Genomic DNA, 15,860 nt, shown 5'->3' with positions numbered 1-15,860 from the left:
ACATGGCTCAGTGCTCCTGGTGGGCGAGGGCGCGGACGGTGCGGGAGGGGCTGGGGCGGCCCAGGTGGGCGGCCATCCACACGCTGGTGGCGGTGAGCAGGCCGAGGTCGACCCCGGTGGCGATGCCGAGGCCCTCCAGCATCCAGACGAGGTCTTCGGTGGCGAGATTGCCGGTGGCGCTCTTGGCGTAGGGGCAGCCGCCGAGGCCGCCCGCGGAGGCGTCGACGGTGGTCACCCCGTGGCGCAGGGCGGTGAGGGTGTTGGAAAGGGCCTGCCCGTAGGTGTCGTGGAAGTGCACGGCGAGCCGCCCTGCGGGCACCCCGGCCTCGCCGAGCGCGGTCAGCAGCGCCGCGACATGGCCCGGGGTGGCGACGCCGATGGTGTCCCCGAGGCTCAGCTCGTCGCAGCCGAGGTCCAGCAGGCGGCGGCTCACGCGGACCACCTGGTCGACGGGGACGGCACCTTCCCAGGGGTCGCCGAAGCACATCGAGAGGTAGCCGCGCACGCTCCCGCCCGCCTCCCGGGCCCGGGCGACGACCGGCGCGAACATCTCCAGCGACTCGTCCACGGTGCGGTTGAGGTTGGCCTTGGCGAAGGACTCCGTGGCGCTGGCGAAGACCGCGACCTCGCGGACGCCCAGGGCGAGGGCGCGGTCGAGACCTCGCTCGTTGGGCACGAGGACCGGCAGCCGGGCCGGGACGTCCGCCAGCATGGGCATCAGCTGCTCGGCGTCGGCCAGCTGCGGCACCCACTTCGGGTGCACGAAGCTGGTCGCCTCGATGACGGACAGGCCGCTGGCGGCGAGGCGGCGGATGAACTCCGCCTTGATCTCCGCCGGGACGACGGCCTTCTCGTTCTGCAGGCCGTCGCGGGGGCCCACCTCGTGGATCCGGACGCGGTCCGGGAGGGCGGGGTCCGGGACGGTCATCGGCAGTCCGCTGATCATGACTCTTCCCCTTGCTCCGGTTGTTCCGGTGTCTCCGGGGTGACGACGGCCAGCACCTGGTCCATGGCGACGGTGCTGCCCGCGGTGACGTCCAGCTCGGTGACGATGCCGTCGTGCGGGGCGGAGATGAGGTGCTCCATCTTCATCGCCTCGACGACGAGGAGGCCCTGCCCGGCGGTGACCCTGTCCCCCACGGCCGCCTTGATCACCGTGACGGTGCCGGGCATGGGGGCGGTGAGGGTGCCGGCGTGGGCGGCCGCCGCGCCGCCGGTGGCGTCGACGGGGTCGTGCGGGGCGAGGTGCCAGGTGTCGCCCTCGCGGGCGAGCCAGGTGCCCTCCGGGCCGGGGGAGTGGGTGAACACGTGGGTGACACCGTCGAGTTCGAGGCTCACGGCCCCGGGCCGCGGAGAGGGCAGCAGCCGGGCGCCGTCGAGCTTCGTACCGTCCTTCTCGCCCAGGAGGACGTCCGTACCGCGCACGTGGACCGTCACCGGGGCGTGGCCCGGGACGCGGAAGTGGTGTGCCGTCCACGCGGGTTCACCGCCCAGGCGCCAGCCGGACGGGACCGAGAACGGGTCCACCCAGCGCCCGTCGTCCGCGGGGGAGATCCGCGCCTGCGCCAGCAGGGCGCCGGCCACGTACACCTCGTCCGGCACCGTCGCCGACACGAGTGCGGCGGCCTCCCGGTCGACCAGGCCCGTGTCCAGCGCGCCGGACACCACGTCCGGATGCTCCAACAGCCTCCGGAGGAACCCTGCGTTGGTGTCCACACCGAGCACGGCCGTCCCGGCCAGTGCCCCGCGCAGTCTCCGCAGTGCCGTCTCCCGGTCCGGGCCGTGCGCGACGACCTTCGCGAGCATCGGGTCGTAGGACGTGCCCACGGCGCTGCCGGCCGCCAGCCCGGAGTCCACCCGGACGCCCTCGCCCGCCGGCTCGTTCAGGGCGAGCACCGTGCCGGCGGACGGCAGGAAGTCGACGCGCTCGCCGCTCACCCGTGCCGTCTCCGCGCAGATCCGCGCCTCCACCGCATGCCCGGTGAGCGTCACGTCCTCCTGGCCGAAGCCGAGGGGCTCGCCCGCGGCGACCCGGATCTGCCACTCCACCAGGTCCAGCCCGGTGACGAGTTCGGTGACGGGGTGCTCGACCTGGAGGCGGGTGTTCATCTCCATGAAGTAGTAGGAGGAGGGATCGCCGCCCGGCACGATGAACTCCACCGTGCCCGCGCCGGTGTAGCCGCAGGACCGCGCGGCCTGCACCGCGGCCTCGCCCATGGCGGCCCGCGTCGCCTCGTCCAGCAGCGGGGAGGGTGCCTCCTCGACGATCTTCTGGTGCCGGCGCTGGAGGGAGCACTCGCGCTCGCCGAGGTGGACGACGGTGCCGTGGCCGTCCGCCAGCACCTGGATCTCGATGTGCCGCGGGCGGTCCACCCAGCGCTCGACGAGCAGGGTGTCGTCCCCGAACGACCCGCGCGCCTCGCGGCGGGCCGCGGCGATCTCCTCGCCCAGCAGCGCCTCGTCGCGGACGAGCCGCATGCCCTTCCCGCCGCCGCCCGCCGAGGGCTTGAGGAGCACCGGCATGCCGATCTCCCGTGCCGCGGCGATCAGTTCGGCGTCGCCGAGTCCGCTGCCGGACGAGCCCGGCACCACGGGAACGCCTGCTGCGCGCACCGTCTCCTTGGCGCGGATCTTGTCGCCCATCAGCTCGATGGCCGCGGCGGGCGGGCCGATGAAGACCAGCCCCGCTTCGGCGCAGGCGCGGGCGAAGGCCGCGTTCTCGGCGAGGAAACCGTAGCCGGGGTGGACGGCCTGGGCGCCCGTGCGCCCGGCGGCCGCCAGCAGGCGCTCTATGGACAGGTAGCTCTCGGAGGCCGCGGCGGGGCCGATCCGCACGGCCGTGTCGGCCTCCCGGACGTGGCGGGCGTCCGCATCCGCGTCACTGAAGACCGCGACGGAACGGATGCCCAGCTCCCGCAGCGTACGGATGACGCGCACGGCGATCTCGCCCCGGTTGGCGACCAGTACGGTGTCGAACATCGTGGGTCCGTGTCCTCTCACATCCGGAAGACGCCGTAGCCGGGGGCGGCCGGGTCTCGAGGGGGGATCGGGGCGTTGGCGCACGCGGTGAGCGCGAGGCCCAGCACCTGCCGGGTCTCCAGCGGGTCGATGACGCCGTCGTCCCACAGCCGCGCGGTGGCGTAGTAGGCGTTGCCCTGGGTCTCGTACTGCTCGCGGACGGGGGCCTTGAACGCCTCCTCCTCGTCCGCGCTCCAGTCCTCGCCGCGCGCCTCCAGCTGGTCGCGCTTGACGGTGGCGAGGACGGAGGCCGCCTGCTCGCCGCCCATCACCGAGATCTTCGCGTTGGGCCACATCCACAGGAAGCGCGGCGAATAGGCGCGCCCGCACATGGAGTAGTTGCCCGCGCCGTACGAGCCGCCGATGACGACGGTCAGCTTCGGGACCCGGGTGCAGGCGACGGCGGTGACCATCTTCGCGCCGTGCTTGGCGATGCCACCCGCCTCGTACTGCCGGCCGACCATGAAGCCCGAGATGTTCTGCAGGAAGACCAGCGGGATGCCGCGCTGGTCGCACAGCTCGATGAAGTGGGCGCCCTTCTGGGCGGATTCGGAGAAGAGGATGCCGTTGTTGGCGACGATGCCGACCGGGTGGCCGTGGATCCGGGCGAAGCCCGTCACCAGGGTCTGCCCGAACTCGGCCTTGAACTCGGCGAACCGGGAGCCGTCCACCACGCGCGCGATGACCTCGCGCACGTCGTACGGCGTCCGCGAGTCCACCGGCACCGCTCCGTAGAGCCCGGCGGGATCGGCCTTGGGCTCCTCCGCCGGCTCCACCGGCCAGGGCAGCGGGCCGCGGTCGCCCAGCGTCGAGACGATGGTCCGCACGATGCGCAGGGCGTGTGCATCGTCCTCCGCGAGGTGGTCCGTGACGCCCGAGACCCGGGAGTGGACCTCCCCGCCGCCGAGCTCCTCCGCCGTGACGACCTCGCCCGTCGCGGCCTTCACCAGGGGCGGGCCGCCGAGGAAGATCGTGCCCTGGCCGCGCACGATCACCGCCTCGTCGCTCATGGCCGGAACATAGGCCCCGCCCGCCGTGCAGGAGCCCAGCACCGCAGCGATCTGCGGGATCCCTGCTCCCGACATCCGTGCCTGGTTGTAGAAGATGCGGCCGAAGTGCTCGCGGTCGGGGAAGACCTCGTCCTGCATCGGCAGGAAGGCGCCGCCCGAGTCCACCAGGTACAGGCAGGGGAGCCTGTTCTCCAGCGCGATCTCCTGGGCGCGGAGGTGCTTCTTGACCGTCATCGGGTAGTACGTGCCGCCCTTGACCGTGGCGTCGTTGGCGACGATCACCACCTCGCGGCCCGACACCCGCCCGATGCCCGCGATCACACCCGCGGCCGGGGCCGCCCCCTCGTACATGCCGTCCGCCGCGAGCGGGGCGAGCTCGAGGAAGGGCGAGCCGGGGTCCAGCAGGGTGTCCACCCGGTCGCGCGGCAGCAGCTTGCCGCGTGCCGTGTGCCGTTCGCGGGCCCTCTCGCCGCCGCCCAGCCGCGCCGCGGCGAGCTTCCGCCGCAATTGCTCGGCCAGTTCGCGGTGCGCGGCCTCGTTGGCCCGCCAGGCGTCGGACGCCGGATCTGCGGCGCTCCCGAGCACCGGTGCCTGCTGCATCGTCCTCGAGCCCCCTTGCTCGTGTTAATGAGCGTTAACATCCTTGTTCCCCACGTTAACGCGCGCTAACCCGGCTGTCTAGAATTGTCTTGTGAAGGACGCAGCGACCCGCCCCCAGCCCGCCGCCCCGGCCCCCACCCGCCGCGAGCGGATCCTCCAGGAGGCCGCCCGGCTCTTCGCCGAGCGCGGGTTCCACGGCGTCGGCGTGGACGAGATAGGGGCGGCGGTCGGCATCAGCGGCCCCGGGCTGTACCGGCACTTCGCCGGCAAGGACGCGATGCTCGCCGAGCTGCTGGTCGGGATCAGCGGGCGGCTCTTCGCCGGCGGCCGGCAGCGCGTCGCCGAGGCGGCGGAGGCGGGTGCGGGCCCGGCGGCCGTGCTCGACTCGCTGATCGACGGGCACATCGACTTCGCCCTCGACGACCGGGCGCTGATCATCCTCCACGACCGCGAGCTGGGCCAGCTCCGCGACAGCGACCGCAAGCTGGTGCGCTCGCTCCAGCGCCAGTACGTCGAGCTCTGGGTCGGGGTCGTGCGCGAGCTGCACCCGGGTGCCGCGGAGGCGGAGGCCCGTGCGGCCGTGCACGCCGTGTTCGGGCTGCTCAACTCCACTCCGCACCTCGGCCGCCCCGGCGCCCTGCCCGGCCGCGCGGCCACCGCCGCCCTGCTGCGGCGCCTCGCGCTGGGGGCGCTGGCGGCCCTCTCGGACTGACCTGCCCGGGCGGCCCGGCGGGGTCGATCGGGGTCGGCCGGGGGCTGTGTCGGGCCGGGGTGCCGATCGGGCCACGGAGGAACCGGATCTGGACAGGTCCGGTGACCCCCGAGTAGCTTCTGGCTGAGCAAGCGCTTATACAGCTGTGCAGCAGCCGGGGAGGCGATGATGCGTCGCACGGTGTTCAACGAGGACCACGAGGCGTTCCGCGAGACCATCCGCGACTTCATCGCCGCCGAGGTCGTCCCGTCCTACGACCAGTGGCGCGAAGCCGGCGCCGTGCCGCGCGAGTTCTACAAGAAGCTCGGCGCACTGGGCGTGTTCGGCATCCAGGTGCCCGAGGAGTACGGCGGCGCGGGCGAGACCAGCTTCAAGTACCAGGCCGTCATCACCGAGGAGTGCGCCCGCGCGGGCGTCAGCTTCGGCGGCAGCAGCGTGCACACCGCGCTCTGCCTGCCGTACCTCCTCGCCTACGGCAGCGAGGAGCAGAAGCGGCGCTGGCTGCCCTCGTTCGTCTCCGGCGACATGATGACCGCCATCGCCATGACCGAACCCGGCACGGGCTCCGACCTGGCCGGCATGCGGACCACGGCGAAGCTCTCCGCCGACGGCACGCACTACGTGCTCAACGGCGCCAAGACCTTCATCACCGGAGGCGTCCAGGCCGACCGGGTCCTCGTCTGCGCCCGCACCGCGCCCGCCACCCCCGAGGACCGGCGCGGCGGCATCTCCATCCTCGTCGTCGACACCTCCTCGGAGGGCTACGCGGTCGGCCGCAAGCTCGAAAAGCTCGGCCTGCACTCCTCCGACACGGCCGAACTCTCCTTCACCGACGTCGTGGTGCCCGTCGGGGACCGCCTCGGCGAGGAGGGCAGGGCGTTCGAGTACCTCACGCACAACCTGCCGCAGGAGCGCCTCGGTATCGCCGTCGGCGCCTACGCGCAGTCCGCCGCGGCCGTGCGGTTCGCCACCGGATACGTGCAGGAGCGCACGGTGTTCGGCAAGACCGTCTCGTCCTTCCAGAACACCAAGTTCGTGCTCGCCGACTGCAAGTCCGAGGTCGACGCGATGCAGGCGGTCGTCGACCGTGCCCTGGACGCGCACGACGCGGGCGAGCTGACCGCCGCCGACGCGGCCTCCGCGAAGCTGTTCACCACCGAGCGCGCGGCCGTCGTCATCGACAAGTGCCTCCAACTGCACGGCGGATACGGCTACATGATGGAGTACCCGATCGCTCGTCTGTACGCGGACACCCGCGTCAGCAGGATCTACGGCGGCACGAGCGAGGTCATGCGCTCCATCGTCGCCAAGTCAATGGGCCTGTAAGGCCTGTAAGGCCTGTAAGGACCACCGGCCCTATGAACGAGCCCCTTACCCCGCTGGACGAACTGCTCGGTCTGCTCGACCTCGAGCAGATCGAGGAGAACATATTCCGCGGGACCACCAGTCATCCCACCCTCGTACCACGGGTGTTCGGCGGACAGGTCGCCGCGCAGGCCCTGGTGGCGGCCGGACGGACGGTGCCGGGCGACCGGCCCGCGCACTCCCTGCACTCCTACTTCCTGCGGCCCGGCGATCCGGCCGTGCCGATCGTCTACACCGTCGACCGCATCAGGGACGGGCGGTCCTTCACCACGCGGCGCGTGGTCGCCGTGCAGCACGGGCAGCCGATCTTCCACCTGTCGGCCTCCTTCCAGGCGCACGAGGAGGGTCTGGAGCACCAGGAGCCCATGCCGGCGGCGCCCGATCCGCTGTCCCTCCCCACGGCCGCCGAGATGCTGCCCGCCTACACCGATCTGCTCGGCGGGCCGGAGGTCGTGCAGCGGATCCTGGACACGCGGGACGCGGTGGACCTGCGCTACGTGGACGCACCGCCGTTCGCCAGCGTGGGGGAGGTGCGGGAGCCGAAGTCGCAGGTGTGGTTCCGGACGAACGGCAAGCTGGACGACGACTGGCTGCTGCACGTCTGCCTGGCGACGTACGTCTCCGACATGACGCTGCTGGACTCCGTGCTGTTCGCGCACGGGCGGGGCGGCTGGGCGGTCGGCGATGTCGTCGGGGCGAGCCTGGACCACGCGATGTGGTTCCACCGGCCGTTCAGGGCGGACGAATGGCTGCTGTACGACCAGGAGAGCCCGACGGCCCAGGGCGGCCGGGGCCTGGCCAGGGGCCGGATCTTCACGGCGGACGGCCGGCTGGCGGTCTCCGTGATCCAGGAGGGCGTGGTGCGGGTGCCCCGCGGGTGACGCGCCGCGGGGCACCGCGCCGTCACACCAGTCCGGCCGCCCCCAGCAGGTAGGCGGTCATCGGCTCGTAGAACCGCGGGTCGGCCACGTGGTCGTCCAGGGGCACCGCCACCTGCAGCGTCCCCTCCGCCTCCGCCAGGAACAGTGCGGGGTCGTTGCTGTCCGCGTACCCGACCGCATCGATGCCGCGCTGCGCGGCGCACCCGGCCCAGCCGTGGTCGGCGACCACCAGGTCCGGCAGCGGGCGACCCGCGGCCGCGAGACCGTCCAGGATCGCCGCCATCGGGTGCGGCGAGTGCGTGTGCCACAGCGACGCCCCGCGCTCGTACACGGCCACGTCCGCGACCTGGTACACGTTCCCGTCGTCCGCCCGCAGCCCGAAGGGGACGGCGACGATCTCGCAGCCGGCCGCCCGGAGCGCGGCGGCGGTCGTGCGGTGGACGTCCAGCAGGCCGCCCGGGTGACCGGTGGCCAGCAGCACGCTCAGGCGGCCCTCGGCCGCCTTGCGCAGCACCACGGCCATGCGCTCCAGGGCCGCGACCGTCAGCTCCGGGTCGATCGTGTCCTGTCCGGAGCGGTGTTCGAGGTCGTCGCTGACGCCGCAGCGCTCGGCCATGACGGCCAGGACGTCCTGCTCGTCCGCCCAGCGGTCGCCGAGCTCCAGGCCGAACCAGAAATTGCGGTCACCCTGCGCGAGCCTGCGGTAGTGGTCGAGATTGTTCTCCCGCGGGGTCGCGACGGCGCCCGCGATGCGGGCGCGGACGAGGTGGTCGATCAGTTCGCTGCGGCCGGGTATCGGCATGGTCGGAGTGCTCGGCATGTGGTGATTCTCCCCCGGGCGTGCGATGGACGTCGTGTCCATATGGACGTTCCGGACCCTGCAATCCGTACATGTGCGGAATCCGGCTCCCTGCCTACCCTCGGGTACGGCCACCGCGGCCGCCCCGACGTTGATGCGAACGTGACCACATCGACGCGACCGTGACCCGTCCGTGATCCCGAGAGGCCCCAGCATGAGCACCCCCGCCCCCCGTGAACCGCGCGGCCCTGTCGACTCCTCCCGCATCCCCCGCTACGCGGGCCCCGCGACGTTCGCCCGGCTGCCCCGCCTGGACGAGGTCGGCACCGCGGACGTGGCCGTCGTCGGCGTGCCCTTCGACACCGGTGTCTCGTACCGCCCCGGCGCCCGCTTCGGCGGCAACGCCATTCGCGAGGCCTCCCGCCTCCTGCGCCCGTACAACCCGGCGCAGGACGCCTCCCCCTTCGCCCTGGCGCAGGTCGCGGACGCGGGGGACATCGCCGCGAACCCGTTCAACATCGACGAGGCCGTCGAGACGATCGAGGCCGCGGCCGACGACCTCCTCGGCACCGGCGCGCGCATGATGACGCTCGGCGGCGACCACACCATCGCCCTGCCGTTGCTGCGCTCGGTCGCCAAGAAGCACGGCCCGGTGGCCCTGCTGCACTTCGACGCGCATCTGGACACCTGGGACACCTACTTCGGCGCCGAGTACACCCACGGCACCCCGTTCCGCCGCGCCGTCGAGGAGGGCATCCTCGACACCTCCGCGCTCTCCCACGTCGGCACCCGCGGCCCGCTGTACGGCAAGAAGGACCTGGACGACGACGCCAAGATGGGCTTCGGCATCGTCACGTCCGCCGATGTCATGCGCCGCGGCGTGGACGAGGTCGCCGACCAGCTGCGCCAGCGCATCGGTGACCGTCCGCTCTACATCTCGATCGACATCGACGTGCTGGACCCGGCCCACGCGCCCGGCACCGGCACCCCGGAGGCCGGCGGCCTCACCTCCCGCGAGCTGCTGGAGATCATCCGCGGGCTCGCCGACTGTCATCTGGTCTCCGCCGACCTGGTCGAGGTCGCGCCGGCGTACGACCACGCGGAGATCACGTCCGTGGCCGCGTCGCACACCGCGTACGAGCTGACCACCATCATGTCGCGGCAGATCGCTGCAGCCCGGGGCTGACGTTCCCTCACAGTTCCTTCCCCGGCGCTAAAAGGGCGTCAGTCCTGACGGGCCTTGCGACAAAGGCCCGTCAGGGGAACCCGGCGGATGTGCCGGAGACGATTGGCTGAGTCGGTCATTTCACGCCATCCGACCGCTAAGGCCACCCCGATGCTGCACCTGCTGCCGGACCAGGACGTACAGGCGACCCCGACCCCGCCGCCCCCGCCCGGACCAGGGCGGCGGCGCAGCCACCGGAAGGTGGGCGGCGGGCTCGTCGATCCCAAACAGCTGGTCGCGTCCCTCCCGGATGCCGTCCGCAAGCTGCATCCGCGGGTGATGGTCAAGCACCCGGTGCTCTTCGTCGTCGAGGTCGGTTCCGTCCTGACGACCCTCTCCGCGGTGCTCGAACCGTCGGTCTTCGCCTGGGTGATCAGTGTCTGGCTCTGGCTGACCGTCATCTTCGCCAACCTGGCCGAGGCGGTCGCAGAGGGCCGCGGCAAGGCGCAGGCGGAGGCGCTGCGGCGCACGCGCAGCACCACCGTCGCCCGGCGGCTGCGCAGCTGGCGCGTCGGCATCCAGAGCCACGACTGGGAGGAGGAACAGGTACCGGCGACCGATCTGCGGCCGCAGGACTTCGTGGTCGTGGCGGCCGGCGAGACCGTTCCCGGTGACGGCGAGGTCGTCGACGGCGTCGCATCGGTCGACGAGTCGGCCATCACCGGCGAGTCCGCCCCCGTGATCCGCGAGTCGGGCGGCGACCGCTCCGGCGTCACCGGCGGCACCAAGGTGCTCTCCGACCGGATCGTCGTCCGGATCACCTCACGCCCCGGTCACACCTTCCTCGACCGGATGATCGCCCTGGTCGAGGGGACCAGCCGGCAGAAGACGCCGAACGAGCTGGCGCTCAACATCCTGCTGGCCTCGCTCACCGTCATCTTCATCCTGGCCGTCGTCTCGTTGCAGCCCATGGCCGACTGGGCGGGCGCACCGCAGACCATCACCGTTCTGGTCGCCCTGCTGGTCACCCTCATCCCGACGACCATCGGCGCGCTGCTCTCCGCGATCGGCATCGCGGGCATGGACCGGCTCGTCCAGCGCAACGTCGTCGCCCTGTCCGGCCGGGCCGTCGAGGCCGCCGGGGACGTCAGCACGCTGCTGCTGGACAAGACCGGCACCATCACCCTCGGCAACCGCCGGGCAGCCGCTTTCGTGCCCGTCAAGGGCATCTCCGCCGAACTGCTCGCCGACGCCGCACAGTTGTCGTCCCTCTCCGACGAGACGCCCGAGGGCCGCTCCATCGTCGAGCTGGCCAAGCAGCACGGAATCCACCACAGCGACGGGGACTTCTCGCACGGCCGCTTCGTCCCCTTCTCCGCCCAGACGCGCATGAGCGGCGTCGACTTCGCCTTCCAGGGCGACTTCTGCCGCATCCGCAAGGGCGCCGGCAACGCGGTCGTCCAGTGGGTCGCCCGACGCGGCGGCCAGGTACCCGAGGAAGCCGCCTGGATCGTCGAATCCATCGCAGCGGCCGGCGGCACGCCGCTGCTCGTCGCCATCGAGGACCCCGACGGTGCCCGGGTGCTCGGAGCCGTCCACCTCAAGGACGTCGTCAAGCCCGGCATCGCCGAGCGCTTCGCCGAACTGCGCGCCATGGGCATCAAGACCGTCATGGTCACCGGCGACAACCCGCTCACCGCCAGGGCCATCGCCGCCGAGGCGGGCGTCGACGACTTCATCGCCGAGGCCACCCCCGAGGACAAGCTCGCGCGCATCCGCGAGGAACAGGCCGGGGGCAACCTCGTCGCCATGACCGGCGACGGCACCAACGACGCCCCGGCCCTCGCCCAGGCCGACGTCGGCGTGGCCATGAACACCGGCACGCCGGCCGCCAAGGAGGCCGGCAACATGGTCGACCTGGATTCCAACCCCACCAAGCTCATCGACATCGTCGAGGTCGGCAAGCAGCTGCTCATCACCCGCGGTGCCCTGACGACCTTCTCCATCTGCAACGACGTCGCCAAGTACTTCGCGATCGTCCCCGCCATGTTCGGCGGCGTGGCCGGCTACGAGGGCCTGGAGAAGCTCAACGTCATGGGCCTGCACAGCCCGACCTCCGCCATCGCCTCCGCGATCATCTTCAACGCGCTGATCATCGTGGCCCTCATTCCGCTCGCCCTGCGCGGCGTGCGCTACGCACCGTCCTCGGCCCACGCGCTGCTGCGCCGCAACCTGAGCCTCTACGGGGTCGGCGGGCTCGTCGCCCCGTTCGCCGGTATCAAGCTGATCGACCTGCTGATCCAGTACATCCCCGGGATCTGATCCGCCCTGTGGCGAGGATGCGGCACAGGCGACCGGATGAGGTCATTCCGGTCGCGTGTGTTGCAGCGGGATGAAATCGGCCGCCCGGAGCGTTGGGGCCTTCCGTCGGCAATGCGGGAGAAGACCAACAGGAGGTCTGGGTGGTGGCGCAGGACGCAACCGGTCGGGGGTGGGCCAGGAGGCTCGCCGGTTACTGTTGGCGGTACCGCAGCACGGTACTGCTGGCGCTCGGATCCTCGCTCGTCGGCATGGCCGTCACGGCGCTCGTGCCCCTCATACCCCGCCTGATCATCGACGACGTCATAGGCTCCCACCAGCGCCCCCTGGCCCCCTGGGCCACCCTGCTGATCGTCGCCGCGGTCGTCGTCTACGCGCTCACCTACGTCCGCCGCTACTACGGCGGACGGCTCGCGCTCGACGTCCAGCACGATCTGCGGACCGACATGTACGCCGCCATCGCCCGGCTCGACGGCAGGCGGCAGGACGAGCTCTCCACCGGCCAGGTGGTCGGCCGGGCCACCAGCGACCTCCAGCTCATCCAGAGCCTGCTCTTCATGTTGCCGATGATGATCGGCAACATCCTGCTGTTCATCATCTCGCTCGTGGTGATGGCGGTCCTCTCGCCGCTGCTCACCGTCGTCGCCCTCGCGGTCGCCCCCGCGCTGTGGTTCCTCGCCCGGCGCAGCCGCACCCGCCTCTTCCCCGCCACCTGGTACGCGCAGGGCCAGGCCGCGGCGGTCGCGGGCGTCGTGGACGGTGCCGTGACGGGCGTCCGCGTCGTCAAGGGCTTCGGCCAGGAGGCCCAGGAGACCGGCAAGCTCCGCGAGGTCGGCCGCAGGCTCTTCGCCGGACGGCTGCGCACCGTGCGCCTCAACTCCCGCTACACGCCCGCCCTGCAGGCCGTACCGGCCCTCGGCCAGGTCGCCATGCTCGCCCTCGGCGGCTGGATGGCCACGCGCGGACAGGTCACCCTCGGCACGTTCGTCGCCTTCTCCACGTATCTCGCGCAGCTCGTCGGTCCCGTGCGGATGCTCACCATGGTGCTCACGGTCGGGCAGCAGGCCCGGGCCGGTGTGGAACGGGTCCTCGAACTCGTCGACACCGAACCGGTGGTGCAGGAGCGTGACGGGGCGCGCGATCTTCCCGCGGACGCCCCTGCCACCGTCGAGTTCGACGACGTCACGTTCGGATACGACTCCGAGCGGCCCGTGCTCGACGGTCTCTCCCTGCGCATCGAACCGGGCGAGACGCTGGCCGTCGTCGGCGCCTCCGGCAGCGGCAAGTCGACCCTCGCGCTGCTGCTGCCGCGCTTCTACGACGCCACCTCCGGCACCGTCCGGGTCGGCGGCGTGGATGTCCGCGACCTCACCCACGCATCACTGCGCGCGGCCATCGGCCTGGTCCCCGAGGACAGCTTCCTGTTCTCCGACAGCATCCGCGCCAACATCGCCTACGGCGTGCCGGACGCCACGGACGAGCAGATCCGCGCGGCCGCACAGGCCGCTCAGGCGGACGGTTTCATCTCCGACCTGCCGGACGGCTACGACACCACGGTCGGCGAGCAGGGCCTGACCCTCTCCGGCGGCCAGCGCCAGCGCATCGCCCTCGCCCGCGCGATCCTGACCGACCCGCGCCTGCTGCTCCTGGACGACGCGACGTCGGCCGTGGACGCGCGCGTGGAGCACGAGATCCACGAGGCGCTGCGGGGCGTCATGGCGGGCCGTACGACCCTCCTCATCGCCCACCGGGCGTCCACGCTCGCACTGGCCGACCGCATCGCCGTCCTGGACGGCGGCCGGCTGGCCGCGGTCGGCACCGCCGAGGAGCTGGAGGCCGGCTGCGAGCTGTACCGGCGCCTGCTGACGGACCCGGAGGAGCTCGCGGGCGTGCGCAAGGACCCCGCGGGCCTGGCGGCCGGGGAGAGCCGCACGGTCGCCCTCGCCGGCGTCTTCGACGGCGAGGCGGCGGCCACCGGCCTCGCCGAGCCGCCGGCCGTCGCCGTGCCCGCGAGGGCCGGGCGGAAGCTCGTCGACGGGGTCACCCCGCACCTGTGGGTGCGCAAGGACACCTCCGACACCCCGGAGGCGCACGGCGCCCTCGCCGGGATGCCGGCCACCCCCGAACTGCTCGCCCAGGTGGCCGCGTTGCCGCCCGCCACCGACACGCCTGACATCGACGAGGAGCAGGCCGCGCGCCCCGAGGAGTCCTACGGCCTGCGCCGGCTGCTGCACGGTTTCGGCGCACCCCTGGCCGTCAGCCTGCTGCTCGTGGCCGTCGACGCGGTCGCCGGTCTGCTGCTGCCCGTGCTGATCCGGCACGGCATCGACCAGGGAGTGCAGCGCATGGCCCTGGGAGCGGTGTGGGCGGCCTCCGCCCTCGCCCTCCTCGTCGTCCTGGGCCAGTGGGCCGCACAGGTCGCCGAGAACCGGCTGACCGGACGGACGGGCGAACGTGTGCTGTACGCGCTGCGCATGAAGATCTTCGCGCAGCTCCAGCGGCTCGGTCTGGACTACTACGAGCGCGAGCTCACCGGCAAGATCATGACCCGGATGACGACGGACGTGGACGCCCTGTCGTCGTTCCTGCAGACCGGCCTGGTCACCGCCGTCGTCTCCGTGCTCACCTTCTTCGGCATCCTGGTCGCCCTGCTGGTCATCGACGTGCAGCTGGCCCTCGTCGTCTTCGCGACCCTGCCCCTGCTCGTCATCGGCACCTTCTACTTCCGCCGCCAGAGCGTCAAGGCGTACGAACTCGCACGGGAACGCGTCGGAGTGGTCAACGCCGACCTCCAGGAGAGCGTTGCCGGTCTGCGCATCGTGCAGGCGTTCCGCCGTGAGGCCTCGGGCGGACAGCGGTTCGCCGAGCGCAGCCTGTCCTACCGGGACGCCCGGGTGCGCGGCCAGTTCCTGATCTCCGTGTACTTCCCGTTCGTTCAGCTGCTGTCGTCCGTCGCGGCGGCCGCCGTGCTGATCGTGGGTGCGGGACGGGTGAGCGACGGGACGCTCACGGCGGGTGCGCTGGTGGCGTATCTGCTGTACATAGACCTGTTCTTCGCACCGGTGCAGCAGCTCTCCCAGGTCTTCGACGGCTACCAGCAGGCGACCGTCTCCCTGGGCCGCATCCAGGGCCTGCTGCGCGAACCGACGTCCACGCCGGTGGCCGAACAGCCGGTCGCGGTCGGCGAACTGAGCGGTCAGATCGAATTCGACAGCGTGCGCTTCCAGTACGGTGCCGCGGATGACGGCGAGGCCGCGCTGTCGGACGTCCGGCTGACCATACCGGCGGGCCAGACGGTGGCCTTCGTCGGCGAGACGGGTGCGGGCAAGTCGACTCTGGTGAAGCTGGTGGCGCGGTTCTACGACCCGACCGGGGGCGCGGTGCGCGTGGACGGGCACGATCTGCGGGACCTGGACCCGGCCGGCTACCGGCACCGGCTCGGCGTCGTGCCGCAGGAGCCGTACCTCTTCCCCGGCACCGTGCGCGACGCGATCGCCTACGGGCGTCCGGACGCCACCGACGCGGAGGTCGAGGCGGCGGCGCGGGCGGTGGGCGCGCACGCGATGATCGCCACGCTCGACGGCGGCTATCTGCACACCGTGACGGAGCGCGGCCGCAATCTCTCCGCCGGCCAGCGGCAGTTGATCGCACTGGCCCGCGCGGAGCTGGTCGACCCGGACATCCTGTTGCTCGACGAGGCGACGGCCGCGCTCGACCTGGCGACGGAGGCGCTCGTCAACGAGGCGACGGACCGGCTGGCCGGCCGCCGCACGACGCTGGTCGTGGCCCACCGCCTGACCACGGCCGCCCGTGCCGACCGCGTGGTGGTCCTGGACCACGGCCGTGTGGTGGAGGACGGCACCCACGCCGAACTGCTCGCGCAGGACGGCCGGTACGCGCAGCTGTGGCGCACGTTCACGGGAGAGGTCATCCCGGCGTAGACCGTGTGACCGAGTGGACCGCGAAGACGGCGTGGACCACCGGCGTCCCT

10 protein-coding genes are annotated in these 15,860 nt (G+C 72.2%); 6 read left to right on the top strand and 4 right to left on the bottom strand.

Annotated elements, in window-relative coordinates:
* Positions 1-7: 7 nt before the first annotated feature.
* The 3 genes from HG542_RS13610 to HG542_RS13600 are packed head-to-tail and all read right to left on the bottom strand — an operon-like array spanning position 8 to position 4,628.
* Complete coding sequence (locus tag HG542_RS13610; RefSeq protein WP_171081053.1) at positions 8-946, bottom strand: hydroxymethylglutaryl-CoA lyase; 939 nt, start codon at positions 944-946, stop codon at positions 8-10.
* Entirely contained in the window at positions 943-2,979 is a 2,037-nt protein-coding gene (locus HG542_RS13605; protein ID WP_171081051.1) for an acetyl/propionyl/methylcrotonyl-CoA carboxylase subunit alpha, read from the bottom strand. Before HG542_RS13605 ends, HG542_RS13610 begins: the two co-directional genes overlap by 4 nt.
* A gap of 17 nt (positions 2,980-2,996) precedes the next feature.
* On the bottom strand, positions 2,997-4,628 hold the full coding sequence (locus HG542_RS13600) for a carboxyl transferase domain-containing protein (RefSeq protein ID WP_171081049.1): 1,632 nt from the start codon (positions 4,626-4,628) through the stop codon (positions 2,997-2,999).
* 91 nt (positions 4,629-4,719) lie between these two features.
* On the opposite strand from HG542_RS13600, the gene HG542_RS13595 reads away from it, so the two are divergent.
* The 3 genes from HG542_RS13595 to tesB all read left to right on the top strand — a co-directional run bounded on the left by HG542_RS13595 (position 4,720) and on the right by tesB (position 7,586).
* The gene (locus tag HG542_RS13595; protein WP_171081047.1) at positions 4,720-5,340 is read left to right on the top strand and encodes an SACE_7040 family transcriptional regulator; all 621 of its coding nucleotides are present in this window, start codon (positions 4,720-4,722) and stop codon (positions 5,338-5,340) included.
* Positions 5,341-5,508: 168 nt separating this feature from the next.
* On the top strand, positions 5,509-6,666 hold the full coding sequence (locus HG542_RS13590; protein WP_171081045.1) for an acyl-CoA dehydrogenase family protein: 1,158 nt from the start codon (positions 5,509-5,511) through the stop codon (positions 6,664-6,666).
* Positions 6,667-6,698: 32 nt separating this feature from the next.
* Positions 6,699-7,586 carry an acyl-CoA thioesterase II gene (gene tesB / locus HG542_RS13585; protein WP_171081043.1) on the top strand — a complete coding sequence of 296 codons (888 nt, stop codon included), beginning with the start codon at positions 6,699-6,701 and terminating at the stop codon, positions 7,584-7,586.
* 22 nt (positions 7,587-7,608) lie between these two features.
* Here tesB and HG542_RS13580 read toward each other — a convergent pair whose 3' ends face one another.
* Positions 7,609-8,388, bottom strand: a complete 780-nt coding sequence (locus HG542_RS13580; protein WP_171081112.1) for a phosphatase — start codon at positions 8,386-8,388, stop codon at positions 7,609-7,611.
* Positions 8,389-8,599: 211 nt separating this feature from the next.
* Here HG542_RS13580 and speB point away from each other — a divergent pair, with 211 nt between their 5' ends.
* The 3 genes from speB (at position 8,600) to HG542_RS13565 (ending at position 15,810) form a co-directional block, all read left to right on the top strand.
* A complete protein-coding gene (speB, locus tag HG542_RS13575) occupies positions 8,600-9,571 on the top strand; it encodes an agmatinase (RefSeq protein ID WP_171081041.1) in 972 nt (323 codons plus the stop codon).
* A 150-nt stretch (positions 9,572-9,721) separates the two neighbouring features.
* Positions 9,722-11,872 (top strand): potassium-transporting ATPase subunit KdpB, encoded by a 2,151-nt coding sequence (kdpB, locus tag HG542_RS13570; RefSeq protein ID WP_171081039.1) that lies wholly within the window; start codon positions 9,722-9,724, stop codon positions 11,870-11,872.
* A gap of 143 nt (positions 11,873-12,015) precedes the next feature.
* Positions 12,016-15,810 carry an ABC transporter ATP-binding protein gene (locus HG542_RS13565; protein WP_229922836.1) on the top strand — a complete coding sequence of 1,265 codons (3,795 nt, stop codon included), beginning with the start codon at positions 12,016-12,018 and terminating at the stop codon, positions 15,808-15,810.
* The last annotated feature ends 50 nt before the right edge of the window (positions 15,811-15,860 follow it).

This window comes from Streptomyces morookaense (assembly GCF_013030945.1).
Classification (GTDB): domain Bacteria; phylum Actinomycetota; class Actinomycetes; order Streptomycetales; family Streptomycetaceae; genus Streptomyces; species Streptomyces morookaensis.
Note: the sequence above shows the minus strand (reverse complement) of the source record. Positions and strands in the feature narration are given on the sequence as shown.